The organism is Erythrobacter alti, assembly GCF_037996805.1.
Classification (GTDB): domain Bacteria; phylum Pseudomonadota; class Alphaproteobacteria; order Sphingomonadales; family Sphingomonadaceae; genus Alteraurantiacibacter; species Alteraurantiacibacter alti.
This window is the reverse complement of the sequence record NZ_JBBNAX010000005.1, coordinates 187,733-202,036: the sequence shown is the minus strand read 5'-3', so window position 1 is coordinate 202,036 and position 14,304 is coordinate 187,733. Positions and strand designations below refer to the sequence as shown.

The window sequence follows — 14,304 nt, the reverse complement described above, 5'->3', positions numbered from 1 at the left end:
GGTGAACTGTAAAGTTTACCGACATTTCATTTATCGCTGTTAACCGAACCATGATCCGGGAATTTCCCCGGTGTCATGGTCGGCTGGAGCGATGATCCGTCTCTTCAAACACTATATTCCGCACGCCGTGCTACTGCTCGGCCTGCTGGACTTTGCTCTGCTGATTATTTCGGCAGACCTGGCATGGAGCCTGCGTGCGGCACAGATCGGTTCTTCAACCGGTCCGCTTGCCGCGCGTGCTCTGCCAATATTGGGATTTGCCGTAACGACGCAGACGGCGATGATTGCGGTCGGGGTCTATGGCGCTGACGCGCTGCGTTCGATGCGCTTTGCCGGGGCACGCCTGCTGGTTGCTGTAAGCCTCGCTATCCTCGCCCTGGCAATGTTCGAGTTCCTTCTGCCGGGAGATACCTTCTGGCGTTCCATCCTTCTCTACGCGATGATCCTGTCGACCGCCTTGCTGGTACTGAACCGGCTTGTCGTGGGCGGCATTCTCGGCACTTCGGCATTTCGCAGACGACTGCTCGTGCTGGGTGCCGGTAACCGGGCCGAGCGATTGAAGCATCTGGCCGAAAAGCCCGAAAGCGGCTTTGTCATAGTCGGCTACATCAGCATGGCCGACAGCCAGCCGCAGGTTGCCGAGGCCATCCCCCGCTCCGCCATCAAGGATCTGAGCGCCCATGTCGCCAACCTCGGGGCGAGCGAAGTTGTGCTGGCGCTGGAAGAGCGCCGTAATGCCCTGCCGTTGAAAGACCTTGTGCGGGTCAAGACCACGGGCGTTCACGTCAATGAATTTTCAAGCTTTCTCGAACGCGAGACGGGCCGTGTCGATCTCGATACGCTCAATCCGAGCTGGCTGATATTTTCGGACGGTTTTTCCTCCGGCCGCGCCATCTCTAGCGTCGCTAAGCGCATCTTTGACATTCTCGCCAGCGGGCTTCTCCTGCTGCTGACTTTCCCCGTGATTGCGCTGTTCGCAATGATTGTGAAGCTGGACAGCAAGGGGCCAGCATTCTTCCGCCAGAAGCGCGTCGGATTGTACGGCCAGACGTTCGAACTGGTGAAGCTGCGCTCCATGCGCACCGATGCCGAGAAGGACGGTGCCAAATGGGCAGAGAAGTCCGATCCGCGCATCACCCGCGTCGGCAGCTTCATTCGCAAGGTGCGGATCGACGAACTACCGCAGGTCTGGACTGTGCTGACGGGCCACATGAGCTTCGTCGGCCCGCGTCCCGAAGTGCCGCAATTCGTCGAGGATCTAGAAGACAAATTGCCCTATTACGCGGAACGCCACATGGTGAAGCCGGGCATCACGGGTTGGGCGCAGATCAATTACCCCTATGGCGCGAGCATCGAGGATTCGCGGCACAAGCTGGAGTATGATCTCTATTACGCGAAGAACTACACGCCATTCCTTGACCTGTTGATCATGTTGCAAACGCTGCGCGTGGTGTTGTGGCCGGAAGGGGCGCGCTGATGGGCCCTGTCTGGGATCTTGTCATCTACCTCACTTTCCTGGCTGCAGCCGTATCGGCTGTTGCGCTCGGCCTGTGGATCGGAACGCATCAGCAAGCGCGTGGCCCTGCGGCAAGCGCAACCTCTGCCGCGCTAGGCCTTGCCGCCATGTGGAGTTTTACCGTCGCCGGCTTCGGACGGGAAAGCCTGGTGGCCGAAGTCTTGCTGGTAATAAGCAATCTGGGCTTGCTCTGGATGCTTTACCGCCTGTTCGGCCATGACGACCGCGACAAGAGCCTTGGCCCGATCCGCCCTGTGGTCGCGGCACTGGCCTTTGTCGAGCTCATGCAGTTCGCCCTGTTTGCGGCCCGCCTGCAATATGGATTGCAGCCCGACGCACAGGTACTGATCCTGCAGTTCGTTTTCACCTTCCGCCTGCTCCTTTGCATCGGTGCGCTGGTGCTGGTGCATAATCTCTACGCAGGCGCAACGCAGCAAGCGCGCCTTGCCCTGCGCTGGCCTGCGGCGGCGCTGGGAGTCCTCTTCCTCTACGATCTGAACCTCTACACCATCGCCTATCTGGGCAATGGTCAGCCGCTTGTGCTGGCAGACCTGCGCTCAGTTGCCTTGCTTGTTGCGGTTGCGCTGCTGGGCATCGGCGTAATGCGCAACGAGACCGAGCTGCGCTTCAGTCCGTCGCGCAGCTTCGCTTTCCAGTCCTTCTCACTACTGCTGATTGGTGCCTACCTCGTCGTGATGGTCGTCATCGCGCAGGGTCTTACCTATGTCGGGAGTGACTATGGCCGTTTGTTGCAGGGCGGATTCGTCCTGCTCGCGAGCCTGATTGCCCTTACTGTCCTCCCGTCCAAGAAGCTGCGCGGCTGGCTGCGGGTCACTCTCTCGAAGAACCTGTTCCAGCACCGTTACGACTATCGGTCCGAGTGGCTGCGTTTTACCGACACGATCGGCCGCGCCGGTCCGCAGGCGGCACCGCTGCTGGAACGCGCGGTGCAAGCCGTTGCCGACATCACGGACAGCCCTTCGGGTATGCTACTCACCCCGCGAGAAGAAGGTGGCTTGGCGCTTGCTGCGCGTTGGCAGTGGCCCGACATGGATGTGCCGGGCGAAGCGCTGACCGCAGATGGTGTGCGGTTCTTTGAAGAAAGCCAGTTCATCCTGGATCTCGATGACATTCGCCGCGATCCGGATAGCGGTGTGCCCGATGCGGCTTGCCCGCAATGGCTGCTGGACGATGAACGCGCATGGGCCTTGGTGCCGCTGTTGCACTACGAACGGCTTGTGGCGGTCGTACTGCTCGCACGGCCGCCAATCGGGCGTCAGCTTGACTGGGAAGATTTTGATCTCCTGCGCATCGTCGGGCGCCAGCTTGCCAGCTATCTCGCTGAGCAGACCAGCCAAGACGCTCTGAGCGAGGCGCAGAGGTTCGACGAGTTCAACCGCCGCATCGCGTTCGTGATGCATGACATCAAGAATCTCGCGAGCCAACTTTCGCTGCTTGCGCGCAATGCCGAAAAACATGCCGACAAGGCCGAATTCCGGGCGGACATGATCCTGACGCTGCGCAATTCGACCGACAAGTTGCAGGCGCTCCTCGCCCGGCTCGGTCGTTATGGCAGTATGGGCGGCACCGAGCGCGGCGATATCGAACTGGGCGCTCTTATCAGCAAGATTGCGGATCAATATGCAGACCAGCACCAGGTAACCGTGATCGAGAACGAAGATTGCCGGGTGAAAGGCGATGCCGAGGCTCTCGAACAGGCGCTGGTCCATCTGGTCCAGAATGCTGTCGAGGCGAGCGAGGACGCTTCTCCGGTCCAGCTTGGCCTGCGACAGGAGCCGGGTAACGCTGTTCTGGAAGTCATCGATTCGGGCGGCGGCATGTCACCCGAGTTCATCCGCACGCGGCTGTTCAAGCCTTTCCACTCGTCCAAGCAGGGCGGGTTCGGGATCGGGGCCTACGAAGCGCGCGAACTGGTGCGGGCGATGGGCGGACGGCTCGATGTCGAATCGCGCGAAGGGCTGGGCACGCGCTTCGTTCTGCGCCTTACGCTGAGCGAGAAAAGTGAACTGATCCACGCAATGCACAATTCCAAGAAAGAGGTGGCGTAGTGGCCGACCAGAAACCCAAACTGCTGATTGTCGAGGACGATGAAGGCCTGCAGGCGCAGCTGAAATGGGCCTACGAGGATTTCGAGGTTGTCATCGTGGGTGATCGTGCAAGCGCCATCGCCGCTCTGCGCGCGGAGGAACCGCCTGTCGTGACGCTGGATCTCGGCCTTCCGCCTGATCCCGATGGGACGACAGAGGGCTTTGCCGTGCTCGATGAAATCATGGCGCTCAAACCCGACACCAAGGTGATCGTGGCCTCGGGCCACGGTGCTCGCGAAAGTGCGCTGACCGCTATCGAACGCGGAGCCTACGATTTCTACCAGAAGCCGATCGATATCGAGCAATTGGGCCTGATCGTGCGGAGGGCTTTCAGCCTGCACCGGATCGAGCAGGAGAACCGCGCATTGGCTGCCAAGGCTGGCGACGGCAACACCGTGCTCGGCGGGCTGATAACCTCGGCCCCCGAAATGGTGAAGGTCGCGCGTACGATCGAGCGCGTCGCCAATACCAATGTCTCCGTCATGCTGCTTGGCGGGAGCGGTACGGGCAAGGAACTGCTGGCCAAGGGCCTGCACGATGCCAGTACACGCAAGTCTGGCAACTTCATCGCCATCAATTGCGCCGCGATCCCTGAAAACCTGCTCGAGAGTGAGTTGTTCGGGCACGAGAAGGGCGCCTTCACCGGGGCGGTGAAAACTACCGAAGGCAAAATCGAGCTGGCCGATGGCGGTACGCTGTTTCTCGACGAGGTAGGCGACATTCCGCTGCCCTTGCAGGTCAAGCTGCTGCGCTTCTTGCAAGAACGCACGATCGAACGCATCGGTGGGCGCAAGTCCATAGCGGTCGACACGCGGATCGTGTGCGCCACTCATCAGGACCTTGAAGCAATGATCGCGGACGGGCGTTTTCGCGAGGACCTGTTCTATCGGCTAGCCGAAGTCGTGGTGAAGATACCTGCGCTTTCGGAGCGGTCGGGCGATGCCACATTGCTAGCCAAGGCTTTCCTGAAACGCTTTGCCAAAGAGATGAACCCATCTGTGACCGGCTTTGCCCCCGATGCGCTGGCTGCAATCGACGGCTGGAATTGGCCTGGCAATGTCCGCGAGCTCGAGAACCGCGTGAAGCGGGCGGTTATCATGGCCGATAGCAAGCTGATCGGGGCGGAGGATCTCGACCTCGGTGATGGCGAGGAAGAGGGAGCATCGGTGCTCAATTTAAAGAGTGCGCGCGAGAAGGCCGATCGCAAGGTCATTCGCCATGCGCTTGCTCGCAGCGAAGGAAACATCACGAGCACCGCCAAGATGCTCGGGATAAGTCGTCCGACCCTTTACGACCTGCTCAAACAATACGACTTGCACGCCTGAAGCGGGAACGGCACAGCGCGCAGCCATGATCGGGCGCGTTCTAACCCTCTTCGACCCGCTTGTGCGCCTGTTGCTGCTGGCAATCCTGCTGGCCAGCTTAATGCCGGTCACAGGCGAGGGCAGGATGGTGGCCCGCGGAGTATCCGACGGCGCAATCTTTGTGCTGTTCCTGCTCAACGGTCTCAGATTGCCGCGCGCAGACGTGTTTCGCGGCATGCGCAATCTGCGCTTCCTGCTTCCGCTGGTGTTGTGGGTGTTCGGCGCGATGGGTCTGGCAGGATGGGCTGTCTTCGCGCTTGCGGACAATGTGCTCCCTGCCAGCGTCGCGTTGGGTTTCATATTCCTTGGCGTACTTCCTTCGACCGTTCAATCCGCCACGGCCTACACCTCTTTGGCAGGCGGAAATGTAGCCAATTCGGTCGTAGCGGCAGCCACACTGAATATCCTGGGGGTCTTTGTCTCTGCGCCGATCATCATCTGGCTGTCGAGCGCCGGCATGGCGCAGGCGAATCCTGGGATAGACCTCTCGACACTGGAGCGGATTGGCATGATCCTGCTACTTCCGTTCGTCATAGGGCAGGTTCTGCAGGGCCGCTTTGGCAAGCTGGTTGCGGATAATCGCAAGCTGGTTTCATGGGCTGATCGCATCGCCATCGGCATCGCGGTCTACGTCGCGTTTTCCGGTGCGGTGGAGCAAGGGATCTGGACGCGGATCGACTTGGCTTCGTGGGGTATCCTGCTTGGCCTTGTCGGAGCCATGCTGGCATTCGGATTTAGCGGAGCATGGGGGCTGGGCGGCTTGCTCCGGCTGGATCGCCCAGATCGTACCGCGTTCCTTTTTGCAGGAGCGCAGAAGAGCATTGCCATGGGCGCGCCACTTGCCGCCATCCTGTTTCCGCCTGAAGTGGCCGGTTTGGTGCTGCTACCCCTGCTGCTCTACCACCTGATCCAGTTGGTGATTTCCGCACCTCTGGCGAACAGGTTCAACCCGCCTCAGGCGCGGTAGCGCCAGCTGCATCCTCACGCCGCTTGTGGCGTACCGACCACCAGAAGCTTAGTCCGATAAGCACGCCGCCGATCAGGCCGGTGATCGTTTCAGGGATATGCCATACGGCGGAAAGCAGCATGATCGCTCCCAGCACGATAATGGCCCAGAAGGCACCGTGTTCGAGATAGCGGTACTCTGCAAGCGTACCTTTGCGCACAAGGTGGATTGTCATCGAGCGCACGAACATTGCGCCGATCGAAAGGCCCAGCGCAATCACGATCATGTTGTTGGACAAGGCGAAAGCGCCGATCACTCCGTCAAAGCTGAAAGAGGCGTCGAGAATGTTGAGATAAAGGAATCCGCCGAGACCGCTGCGCACGATGTTCCCGCGCAACCTGGCGGCTTCTTCACGCATCTCCAGCCAATGGCTTACCGCCTCGACGGCGATGAAGGTGACAAGGCCCAACATGCCAGCAGTGATGAAGGTCAAGGCATCGTCAGCCGGAAGTGACAGGGAGATGAGATAGATGGCAAGGAGCAACAGGGCAATTTCGATGGCTGGCAGCGCAGACACTTTGGACAGGGCGTGCTCCACCTTCGCAATCCAGTGCACCTGTTTGTCGGCATCGAAGAAGAACTTCATGCCCACCATGGCAAGGAAGGCACCGCCAAAACCTGCGATGCCGATATGCGCCGAGTTGACCAGGCGTTCGTATTCGATCGGATCGTTCAACGAGAGGTCGACCGCCTGGATAGGACCGATACCCGCCGCGATTGCAACAATTGCGAGCGGGAAGACGATGCGCATGCCGAACACGGCGAAGGCGATGCCCCAGGTGAGGAAGCGTCGTTGCCAAACTTCGTCCATCTCTTTCAAAACGGACGCGTTGACCACGGCATTATCGAAACTGAGCGAAACCTCCAGGACAGAGAGGATCACGATAATCCACAGCATCGCGAGTGTATCGGGCACGCTTCCGCCAGAACTCGACCAACCGTACCAAACGCCGAGCGCGAGGCAGATAAAGGTGAAGATCAATGAGAATCCGTAAAAGCGCTTGAGCGTGGCCATGCGGTATGTCGTCCTGGAAACTGGAAGTTTTGAAGTGGAGGTTTGCGGCGTCAATCTTTGGGCTGGTAAAGTTGTTCCGGCCCGGGGAATGTGCGTTCACGCACCTCTGCTGCATATTTGGCTGCTGTGTCTGAAATGGTCGTCGCAATGTCTTCGTAGCGTTTAACGAAGCGCGGCACCCGCTCGAACATGCCAAGCATGTCGTCGGTGACCAGCACTTGCCCATCGCACTGCGCCGAAGCTCCGATGCCGATGGTCGGGCAGGCAATTGCCTTGGTGACTTCGATGGCGATGGGTTCGACAACGCCTTCCACGACGACGGCAAACGCTCCCGCTTCATCGAGCGCTTTTGCATCGCCGACGATCTTCTGCGCCTCAGCATCGCTGCGCCCGCGCGCCATATAGCCGCCCAGCACGTTCACTGCTTGTGGGGTCAGGCCAACATGGCCCATCACAGGGATGCCGCGCTGCGTGAGGAAAGCGACGGTTTCGGCCATCGCCTCTCCGCCCTCGAGCTTTACGGCTGCGGCTCCGCTCGCCTTGAGCAATGTCGCGGCAGCATCGAAGGCATCTTCAGGCGAGGCTTCGTATGCGCCGAACGGCATGTCGACCACTACCAGCGCATGGTAACTACCCCGAACGACCGCGGCAGCGTGATTGCTCATCATCTCCATCGTGACGGGAATGGTGGAGGGAAGACCGTATATTACCTGACCGAGCGAATCCCCGACCAGCAGCAGGTCGCAATGCGGATCGAGCAATTGGGCCTGCCGCGCGGTGTAGGCGGTCAGCATCACAAGCGGCTCTGCCGTAACGCCATCTACCTTGCGCGCACGTATCTTGGGAACAGTCAGCCGCCGCATGGGTGCAGGCGTGGGATTCGCACGGCTGGTCGATGTATCGAGTGTGTAGGTCGTGGACATATGACCCCTTTATCAGACAGAACCCTCGACGCGAGCGTTGATTCATTGCATGAATGCGCAACTTTGCGGGTCAAGAGGATAAACATACATGGCACTTACCCAATCGGGATCGACCGGCGACCACTGGTCATCACGCACCGCTTTTATCCTTGCGGCAGTTGGTGCGGCCGTTGGCCTAGGCAATATCTGGCGTTTTCCGACACTTGCGGGCGAGAATGGCGGGGGCGCTTTCGTCCTCGTCTATATCGGTTTCGTCGTTTTGCTGGGCCTTCCGCTGGTTTTGTCCGAAGTGCTGCTGGGACGTGCCGGCGGTGAAGACGCGATTGGCTCGGTCCGCAAGGTTGCAGAACATTCCAACCGTTCGGAGGCCTGGAAAGGCATCGGCGCGTTGCAGATTACCGCCGGCTTCCTGATACTTTCCTTCTATTCGGTCGTAGCCGGCTGGGTCATCAACTACGTGTTCGTCGCAGGCGAGGATTTCCTTGGCGCACTGTTTAGCGGCAATCCACTTTCGGTAGCCTTCGCCGGGGAAGATCAGGCCACGATTACCGGCCGGATGGGCGATCTGTTCGCCGATCCAGGCAAGCTGATCATGCTGCACGCAATTTTCATGGCGGCGACGATCTGGATCGTGGCAAGCGGCGTGCATGACGGGATCGAAAAGGCTGCGAAGTGGCTGATGCCAGCCTTTTTCGTACTGCTTGTCATCGTGACCATCTACGGTTCCTTCACCGGAGAATTCGCACGGGCCGTGTCGTTCATGTTTACCCCGGACTTCGGCAAGTTGAACCCTACTGCACTTAATGAGGCGCTGGGGCAGGCATTGTTCTCGCTCAGCCTCGCGGCGGGCGGCTTGCTGACTTACGGTGCCTATGTGCAGCGCGATGTGAAGCTTGCGCCTACTGCCGCGATGATTGCGATTGCCGACACCTGCGTGGCGATCCTTGCGGGTTTGATGATCTTTCCCATCGTGTTTGCGGTCGGCCTTGATCCGGCTGCGGGACCCGCGCTGATCTTCCAATCGCTGCCGATTGCCTTCAACCAGATGCCCGCAGGTTCGCTTGTCGGACTTGTTTTCTTCGTCCTGATCTTCTTCGCCGCGCTGACCAGCTCGATTTCGCTGCTGGAAGGACCGACGGCGTGGGTGATCGACCGCTTTCGTTTCCGGCGTCCGTTTGCGGCAATCATCGTTGGCGGTGTCGCCTTCCTGATCGGTGTCGCATGTGCGCTCGGCTACAACGTGTGGTCGGATGTGCGCCCGCTTGGTTTCTGGAACATCTTTGCCGACAGCGACATACTTGATTCGCTTGATGGCTTTACGGGCAAGATCATGCTGCCGCTCGGCGCGTTCCTGGTGGCGATTTTCGTGGGCTGGATTGCCGACCGTCGCCTGATCCAGCAGCAGACCGGGCTTTCCGGCGGCATGTTCATGCTGTGGCGTTTCCTCGTTGCGTGGCTGTGTCCGATTGCTGTGGGACTGGTGCTGCTGTTCGGGCTGGTGCCGGGCTTGCTCGGCACGTCCTGAGTTGGCTTAGCGGGAAACGAGAGAGCCGCCGCCCGGTGGGGCGACGGCTCTTGCGTGACGAACCATTCGGTCTCGTGTTTAAAGCGTCGTCTCGGTGTGTTCTTCGCGGGCATCCTCGCGCACGTCGAAGCCCATCAGCATCTTGGCGTTATCGATAAAGCCCAGATCGCTGTTCCAGATTTCCGCCTGGCCCAGATCCATCCGCAGCATCAGGAGGTTCGGATCGTCCTTGCCGCCGGGAAACCACGCTTCGATGATCTGGCTCCATTGTTTCTCCAGACGTTCACGGCTGGTTTCTTCAGTCAGCGTGCCGGAGAATCGTGCGAACATCTGGTGGCCCTTGCCGGCGAAGGTCGCGGTGGCGGGGCCGCCGTTGGCAAGGTAATGATCGCGACTGGTGAAGAACCAGATCGAGCTTTCCGCGTCCTTGTCCAGCTGTGCGGTCATCGGCACGGCAGTGTCGGGCGCCTTATCAAGGTGCAGGAAGAGGAAGGGGCTGTCGTCCAGCGCCTTCCAGAACTTCTTTTTCAGGTCTTCGGTGTCGCTCATGAAAATTCTCCTTTGGCTTATCAACGGTATCGGGCGCGAACTGGTTCCGGTCGGCTTGCCAAAGTCACAGCATGGGAACATAAACAGAACAAAGGAGTCGATTCGACATGGACATGGCTTCCCTGCCACGCGCGGTGGAGCTGGCTTCTCCCGGTGCCCGCAACCCGCGCTGGCATCCGGGCGGGCAAGCTGCATTGCACAGCGAGATTTTCGCCCCCGCCGGTGAAGCGAGCGGTGCGGGCGCTGCCCTGGCGCTCGCGCTCGACGGGTTGCGTGCGCGTGGGAACGATGCCGATGCAGGTGCTTCGGCAGAGGAACGCAGCATCCTGTGGGTGCAGGACAAGGCGGCGCGGCGATTGGGTGGACGGCCTTATCGTCCCGGCCTTCCTGAAAACCTGCGTCACCGGTTGATCCATGTCGCCGCCAAAACGCCCGAGGATGCGCTGTTCGCGCTGGAGGAAGGTGTCCGGTGCCGCGATCTTGCCTGTGTGATCGGGGAAGTTGCGGGCAACCCGCGCGCGCTCACTTTCACCGCCTCGCGCCGCCTCAGCCTGACGGCGGAAAGGCATGGCGTGCCGCTGTTCCTCGTCCGCCTCGATGCCGAGACCGATCTCAGCTCGGCACGTATGCGCTGGCAGATGCGTGCGGCACCCTCTGCCCCGCCGTTGTGGAACCCCGCTGCCCCCGGTCATCCGGCCTGGCAGGCGCAACTGTTCCGCGCCCGCAGCCACGCTCCCGGAGAATGGATCCTGCGCGATGGAAAATCCTTCCTCGCCGCCGAACGCCTTGCAGACGGCCATGACACCCACGGCGAGCAGCCGGAGGAAAAGGTGGGCAATATGGCACTTGTCGGAGGCAATGGGTGAGTGGCTTCCTGTCCTGAGCATGTCAAAGAACGCCGGATCATGGCGATCTGGGCCTGCGAGCTGGCGCTTGATCGCTGGCGGCACTCCGAAGATTGCAAACCGGGCGAAGGGGCCGACGAACAGCCGCTCGCGCTGATCACCGAAACCGCGCACGGGCCGCGGATCGATGCCGCCAATGCTGCCGGACAGGCAGAGGGCGCGGCGCGCGGCATGATGCTGGCCGACGCCCGCACGCTATGTCCGCAGTTGCAAGTGCGACCGAGCGATCCGGCGGGCGACCTCGCTTTCCTTGAACGACTGGCAATATGGGCGCAGCGCTGGGGGCCGTGGAGCGCGATTGACGCGCCCGACGGGCTGCTGGTGGATGTTTCCGCCGTGGCGCACCTGTTTGGCGGAGAGCGCCGCCTGCTCGCCGATGTGGCCCAGCGTTGCGCCGCGCGCGGCCTATCCGTCCGCGCCGCCATCGCGCCCACCGCTGGGGCAGCCTGGGCGCTGGCGCATTATGCCCGGCCCGGAGCGATCTTTTCCCAGCAGGACGACATCACCAATCGCCTTGCCGACCTGCCGGTCGCGGCCTTGCGGCTCGATAATGATGTGCTGGTTGTCCTGCGCCGCCTCGGGCTCAAGCGGCTCGGCGATCTGGCGGGCATTGGCAAGGGGAGCACGGGACGCGATGCCATCCACCGCCGTTTCCGCAATCGCAAGTCACCTTCCGCCAACCCGCTTGTCCGCATGGACCAGTTGGCGGGCCGCGTGCCCGAACCGCTGCTTCCCGTCATCCCGCTCACTGCCGCGCTGGTGCAGCGCCGGTTGCTTGAACCGATCCGTCACCGCAGCCTGCTCGACCGCGTGGTGCAAGACCTTGCAGCGGACATGGCGCGCGAGCTGGAAGGGCGGGGCGAGGGCGCTCGCCGCCTCCAGTTGGGCATGTGGCGGATCGATGGCGAAGTGCTCTTGCGTGATCTCGAACTGGCCGCCGCCACGCGCGATCCGGACCACATCTGCCGTCTTTTTGCGGCCAGGCTGGATGATGTCGACGCTGGCTTCGGGATCGAGATGCTGCGCCTGCGTGCCAGTTGGGCAGAGCCGCTCAAGCTGGGGCAGGCCGACCTGGAGGCAGCGGCGGAGGAACACGGCACCTCGCTGTCCGCCTGTGTCGATCGGCTGACCGTGCGGCTCGGGAGCGATGCGGTGCAGCGCCCGATCCTGCGCGCCAGCCATATTCCCGAACGTGCGCAAGGCTGGCAGGCGCCGCTTGAGGCAGAACCGGTGCAACAGGAGGAGCTCGCTTTCCACGCGCGTCCGCTGAAACTGCTCGACCGGGCGGAACGGATCGCGGTGCTCTACGCCAGCCCCGATGGCTACCCCCGCCGCTTCCGCTGGCGCGGCGATCTGTTCGATGTGGCGCGGGTGGAAGGACCGGAGAGGATCGCACCCGAATGGTGGCGCGAGAGAGGCTCCACCCGGCTGCGCGATTATTACCGCGTCGAGGATGCTACCGGCCGCCGCTACTGGATATACCGCGCAGGCCTTGCCGGAGACGGGCGCGGCGGAGAGCCGGACTGGTTCTTGCAGGGTTTGTTTGCGTGATCCCGCATCAGACCAAGGGCGGCCCACCTGCAAAACTCTTCCAGCAAACGACGACAAGCCAGTGCAAAATTACACAAGGCCAGATCGAGCCAGTCTTCCACCACGCGCGCGTGCAGGCGATGCCGAGGCAGAACACCGCAAACAAGAAGCCACCATCGGTGAAGATCGCTGCGCGCTCACCACCGAACAGCAAGCCTTGCAATGGGTGCCACAGAACGAAAGCGGCAATAGATATTGATGCAGCCAGCCAAGGGAATGGGCGGTGCTGCCCAGGGGCGGGAAGCATAATGACGCGGAACAGCAGCTCTTCACCCAGTGTAGGCACAAACAGCGCGATCACCGCGACCATCAAGGTCGAGCGATCGAAGGTGAGCTGCCAATCCATTTGGGCGCTGATGGCTACGGCGAATGCGCAAGCAGGCAGCAACCACGCCAGTTCGGTGAGTGTTACGGTCCGGTGCGCAGCAGGAAACCGCAGACGGAACGCAGACGACAGTTTCGTTCGCCACGATTGCGGAGGGCTATTCGCCTCCGACATTCCACGCCATGCGTTTCAACTCTCTGCAGCCTGCGCGATCTTCTCGCGCTTGTTCCGCTGCATCATGTTGAGGATTTCCACTCCGACCGAAAAGCCCATCGCCACGTAGATATAGCCCTTGGGCACGTGGAAGCCGAAGCCGTCGGCGATCAGCACCAGGCCGATCATCACGAGGAAGGCGAGCGCCAGCATCACCAGCGTCGGGTTCTGCTCGATAAACTTGGCGAGGGGGTCTGCCGCGACCATCATGACGCCAACGGTAATCACCACGGCAGCAACCATGATCGGGACATGATCCGTCATGCCCACTGCGGTAAGGATCGAGTCGACCGAGAAGACGATATCGATCGCGACGATCTGCGCGATGACCGCGCCGAAAGTGGCGGTGGCGGCTTTTGCCATATCGGGCGTCTTGTCGAGCAGGTCGCCCGAATTGTCTTCCGGTTCCATGGAGTGGTGGATTTCCTTGGTGGCCTTCCACAGCAGGAACAGTCCACCCACCAGGAGGATCAGGTCGCGTCCGGAAAATGCCGTTTCGAAAGTCGGTTCGCCATAAGCGCCGCGTTCACCTTCAATGCCGAGGTCGAACAGCGGCGTCTGCAAAGTCACGATCCAGCCGATCAGCATCAGCAAGCCGATGCGCATGATCAGCGCCAACGCCAACCCGATGCGCCGTGCCTTGCTTTGCTGGTGTTCGGGCAGCTTGTTCGACAAGATCGCGATAAAGATCAGGTTGTCGACCCCGAGGATCACTTCGAGAGCGATCAGGGTCAGCAGGGCCAGCCATGCGGCGGGATCGGAAAGCAGGGCGATGATATCCATGCTGGCCTGATGCCCGACCTGCTGTTTCTGCTCAAGTGGCCATTGGGCCTATATCCTCAGCAGAACCGCCGGGTGGGGGCCTGTTCGCCAGGTTTGACGGTCGTATGCGCGCCATCGTCATTGGCCTGCGCGGGCATCGCGCGTGATCCGGCGGGTGCCTTCTCGATTGTTTTCTTGAGGACTTCCGCGCTGATCGGCTTGTCGAATTCCACGCCACACATGCCCGGTTTAGACCAGGTGACGCGGCAAAAGGCTTCGTGGATCGTCCAGTCGAGGATACCCGAACAGCCTGCCGCGGGCGGATCCTGGGTAGAAAGGCGCGCGCCGGTGGCGGAAATATCGAACAGGCGGCCCGGGCGGTCTCCGCTTGGCATTAGCAGTGCGGCGATGCAGTCGACCCGTGTGCGTGGCCCGGCGCGCCGTTCAGGCGCCTGGACAGGCTTCGCGCGGGCGAACAATTTCATCGGTGCGATCTCCTCTCT

13 protein-coding genes are annotated in these 14,304 nt (G+C 61.2%); 7 read left to right on the top strand and 6 right to left on the bottom strand.

Annotation, left to right across the window (positions count from 1 at the left end):
- The first annotated feature begins 91 nt into the window (after positions 1–91).
- From AAC850_RS06355 to AAC850_RS06340, 4 genes are read left to right on the top strand one after another with little or no spacing between them, the layout of a single operon-like run.
- Positions 92–1,477 carry a TIGR03013 family XrtA/PEP-CTERM system glycosyltransferase gene (locus AAC850_RS06355; protein ID WP_340587845.1) on the top strand — a complete coding sequence of 462 codons (1,386 nt, stop codon included), beginning with the start codon at positions 92–94 and terminating at the stop codon, positions 1,475–1,477.
- Positions 1,477–3,585 carry an XrtA/PEP-CTERM system histidine kinase PrsK gene (prsK, locus tag AAC850_RS06350; RefSeq protein ID WP_340587844.1) on the top strand — a complete coding sequence of 703 codons (2,109 nt, stop codon included), beginning with the start codon at positions 1,477–1,479 and terminating at the stop codon, positions 3,583–3,585. The genes AAC850_RS06355 and prsK overlap by 1 nt, the downstream gene beginning before the upstream one ends.
- Positions 3,585–4,949 carry a PEP-CTERM-box response regulator transcription factor gene (gene prsR, locus AAC850_RS06345; RefSeq protein ID WP_340587842.1) on the top strand — a complete coding sequence of 455 codons (1,365 nt, stop codon included), beginning with the start codon at positions 3,585–3,587 and terminating at the stop codon, positions 4,947–4,949. The genes prsK and prsR overlap by 1 nt, the downstream gene beginning before the upstream one ends.
- A gap of 25 nt (positions 4,950–4,974) precedes the next feature.
- Positions 4,975–5,955 (top strand): bile acid:sodium symporter family protein, encoded by a 981-nt coding sequence (locus AAC850_RS06340; RefSeq protein ID WP_340587841.1) that lies wholly within the window; start codon positions 4,975–4,977, stop codon positions 5,953–5,955.
- Here AAC850_RS06340 and AAC850_RS06335 read toward each other — a convergent pair.
- Both AAC850_RS06335 and panB read right to left on the bottom strand, forming a co-directional pair.
- Complete coding sequence (locus AAC850_RS06335) at positions 5,933–7,009, bottom strand: DUF475 domain-containing protein (RefSeq protein ID WP_340587840.1); 1,077 nt, start codon at positions 7,007–7,009, stop codon at positions 5,933–5,935. The genes AAC850_RS06340 and AAC850_RS06335 overlap by 23 nt on opposite strands.
- Before the next feature lie 50 nt (positions 7,010–7,059).
- Entirely contained in the window at positions 7,060–7,932 is an 873-nt protein-coding gene (gene panB, locus AAC850_RS06330; protein WP_340587839.1) for a 3-methyl-2-oxobutanoate hydroxymethyltransferase, read from the bottom strand.
- Positions 7,933–8,020: 88 nt separating this feature from the next.
- Between panB and AAC850_RS06325 the strand changes: the two genes are divergently transcribed.
- Positions 8,021–9,457 carry a sodium-dependent transporter gene (locus AAC850_RS06325; RefSeq protein WP_340587838.1) on the top strand — a complete coding sequence of 479 codons (1,437 nt, stop codon included), beginning with the start codon at positions 8,021–8,023 and terminating at the stop codon, positions 9,455–9,457.
- A 78-nt stretch (positions 9,458–9,535) separates the two neighbouring features.
- Here AAC850_RS06325 and AAC850_RS06320 read toward each other — a convergent pair whose 3' ends face one another.
- A complete protein-coding gene (locus tag AAC850_RS06320; protein WP_340587836.1) occupies positions 9,536–10,006 on the bottom strand; it encodes a pyridoxamine 5'-phosphate oxidase family protein in 471 nt (156 codons plus the stop codon).
- A gap of 107 nt (positions 10,007–10,113) precedes the next feature.
- On the opposite strand from AAC850_RS06320, the gene AAC850_RS06315 reads away from it, so the two are divergent.
- Positions 10,114–10,872 carry a recA-like protein gene (locus AAC850_RS06315; protein WP_340587835.1) on the top strand — a complete coding sequence of 253 codons (759 nt, stop codon included), beginning with the start codon at positions 10,114–10,116 and terminating at the stop codon, positions 10,870–10,872.
- Positions 10,873–10,911: 39 nt separating this feature from the next.
- Positions 10,912–12,462 carry a DUF6504 family protein gene (locus AAC850_RS06310; protein WP_340588084.1) on the top strand — a complete coding sequence of 517 codons (1,551 nt, stop codon included), beginning with the start codon at positions 10,912–10,914 and terminating at the stop codon, positions 12,460–12,462.
- A 7-nt stretch (positions 12,463–12,469) separates the two neighbouring features.
- Here the strand turns inward: AAC850_RS06310 and AAC850_RS06305 are convergent, their stop codons facing one another.
- The 3 genes from AAC850_RS06305 to AAC850_RS06295 form a co-directional block, all read right to left on the bottom strand.
- On the bottom strand, positions 12,470–12,847 hold the full coding sequence (locus tag AAC850_RS06305; RefSeq protein ID WP_340587834.1) for a CPBP family glutamic-type intramembrane protease: 378 nt from the start codon (positions 12,845–12,847) through the stop codon (positions 12,470–12,472).
- Between the two features lie 168 nt (positions 12,848–13,015).
- Positions 13,016–13,822, bottom strand: coding sequence for a TerC family protein (locus tag AAC850_RS06300; RefSeq protein ID WP_340587832.1), 807 nt, complete (start codon positions 13,820–13,822; stop codon positions 13,016–13,018).
- Between the two features lie 56 nt (positions 13,823–13,878).
- Positions 13,879–14,286, bottom strand: a complete 408-nt coding sequence (locus tag AAC850_RS06295; RefSeq protein WP_340587830.1) for a PilZ domain-containing protein — start codon at positions 14,284–14,286, stop codon at positions 13,879–13,881.
- Between the last annotated feature and the right edge of the window lie 18 nt (positions 14,287–14,304).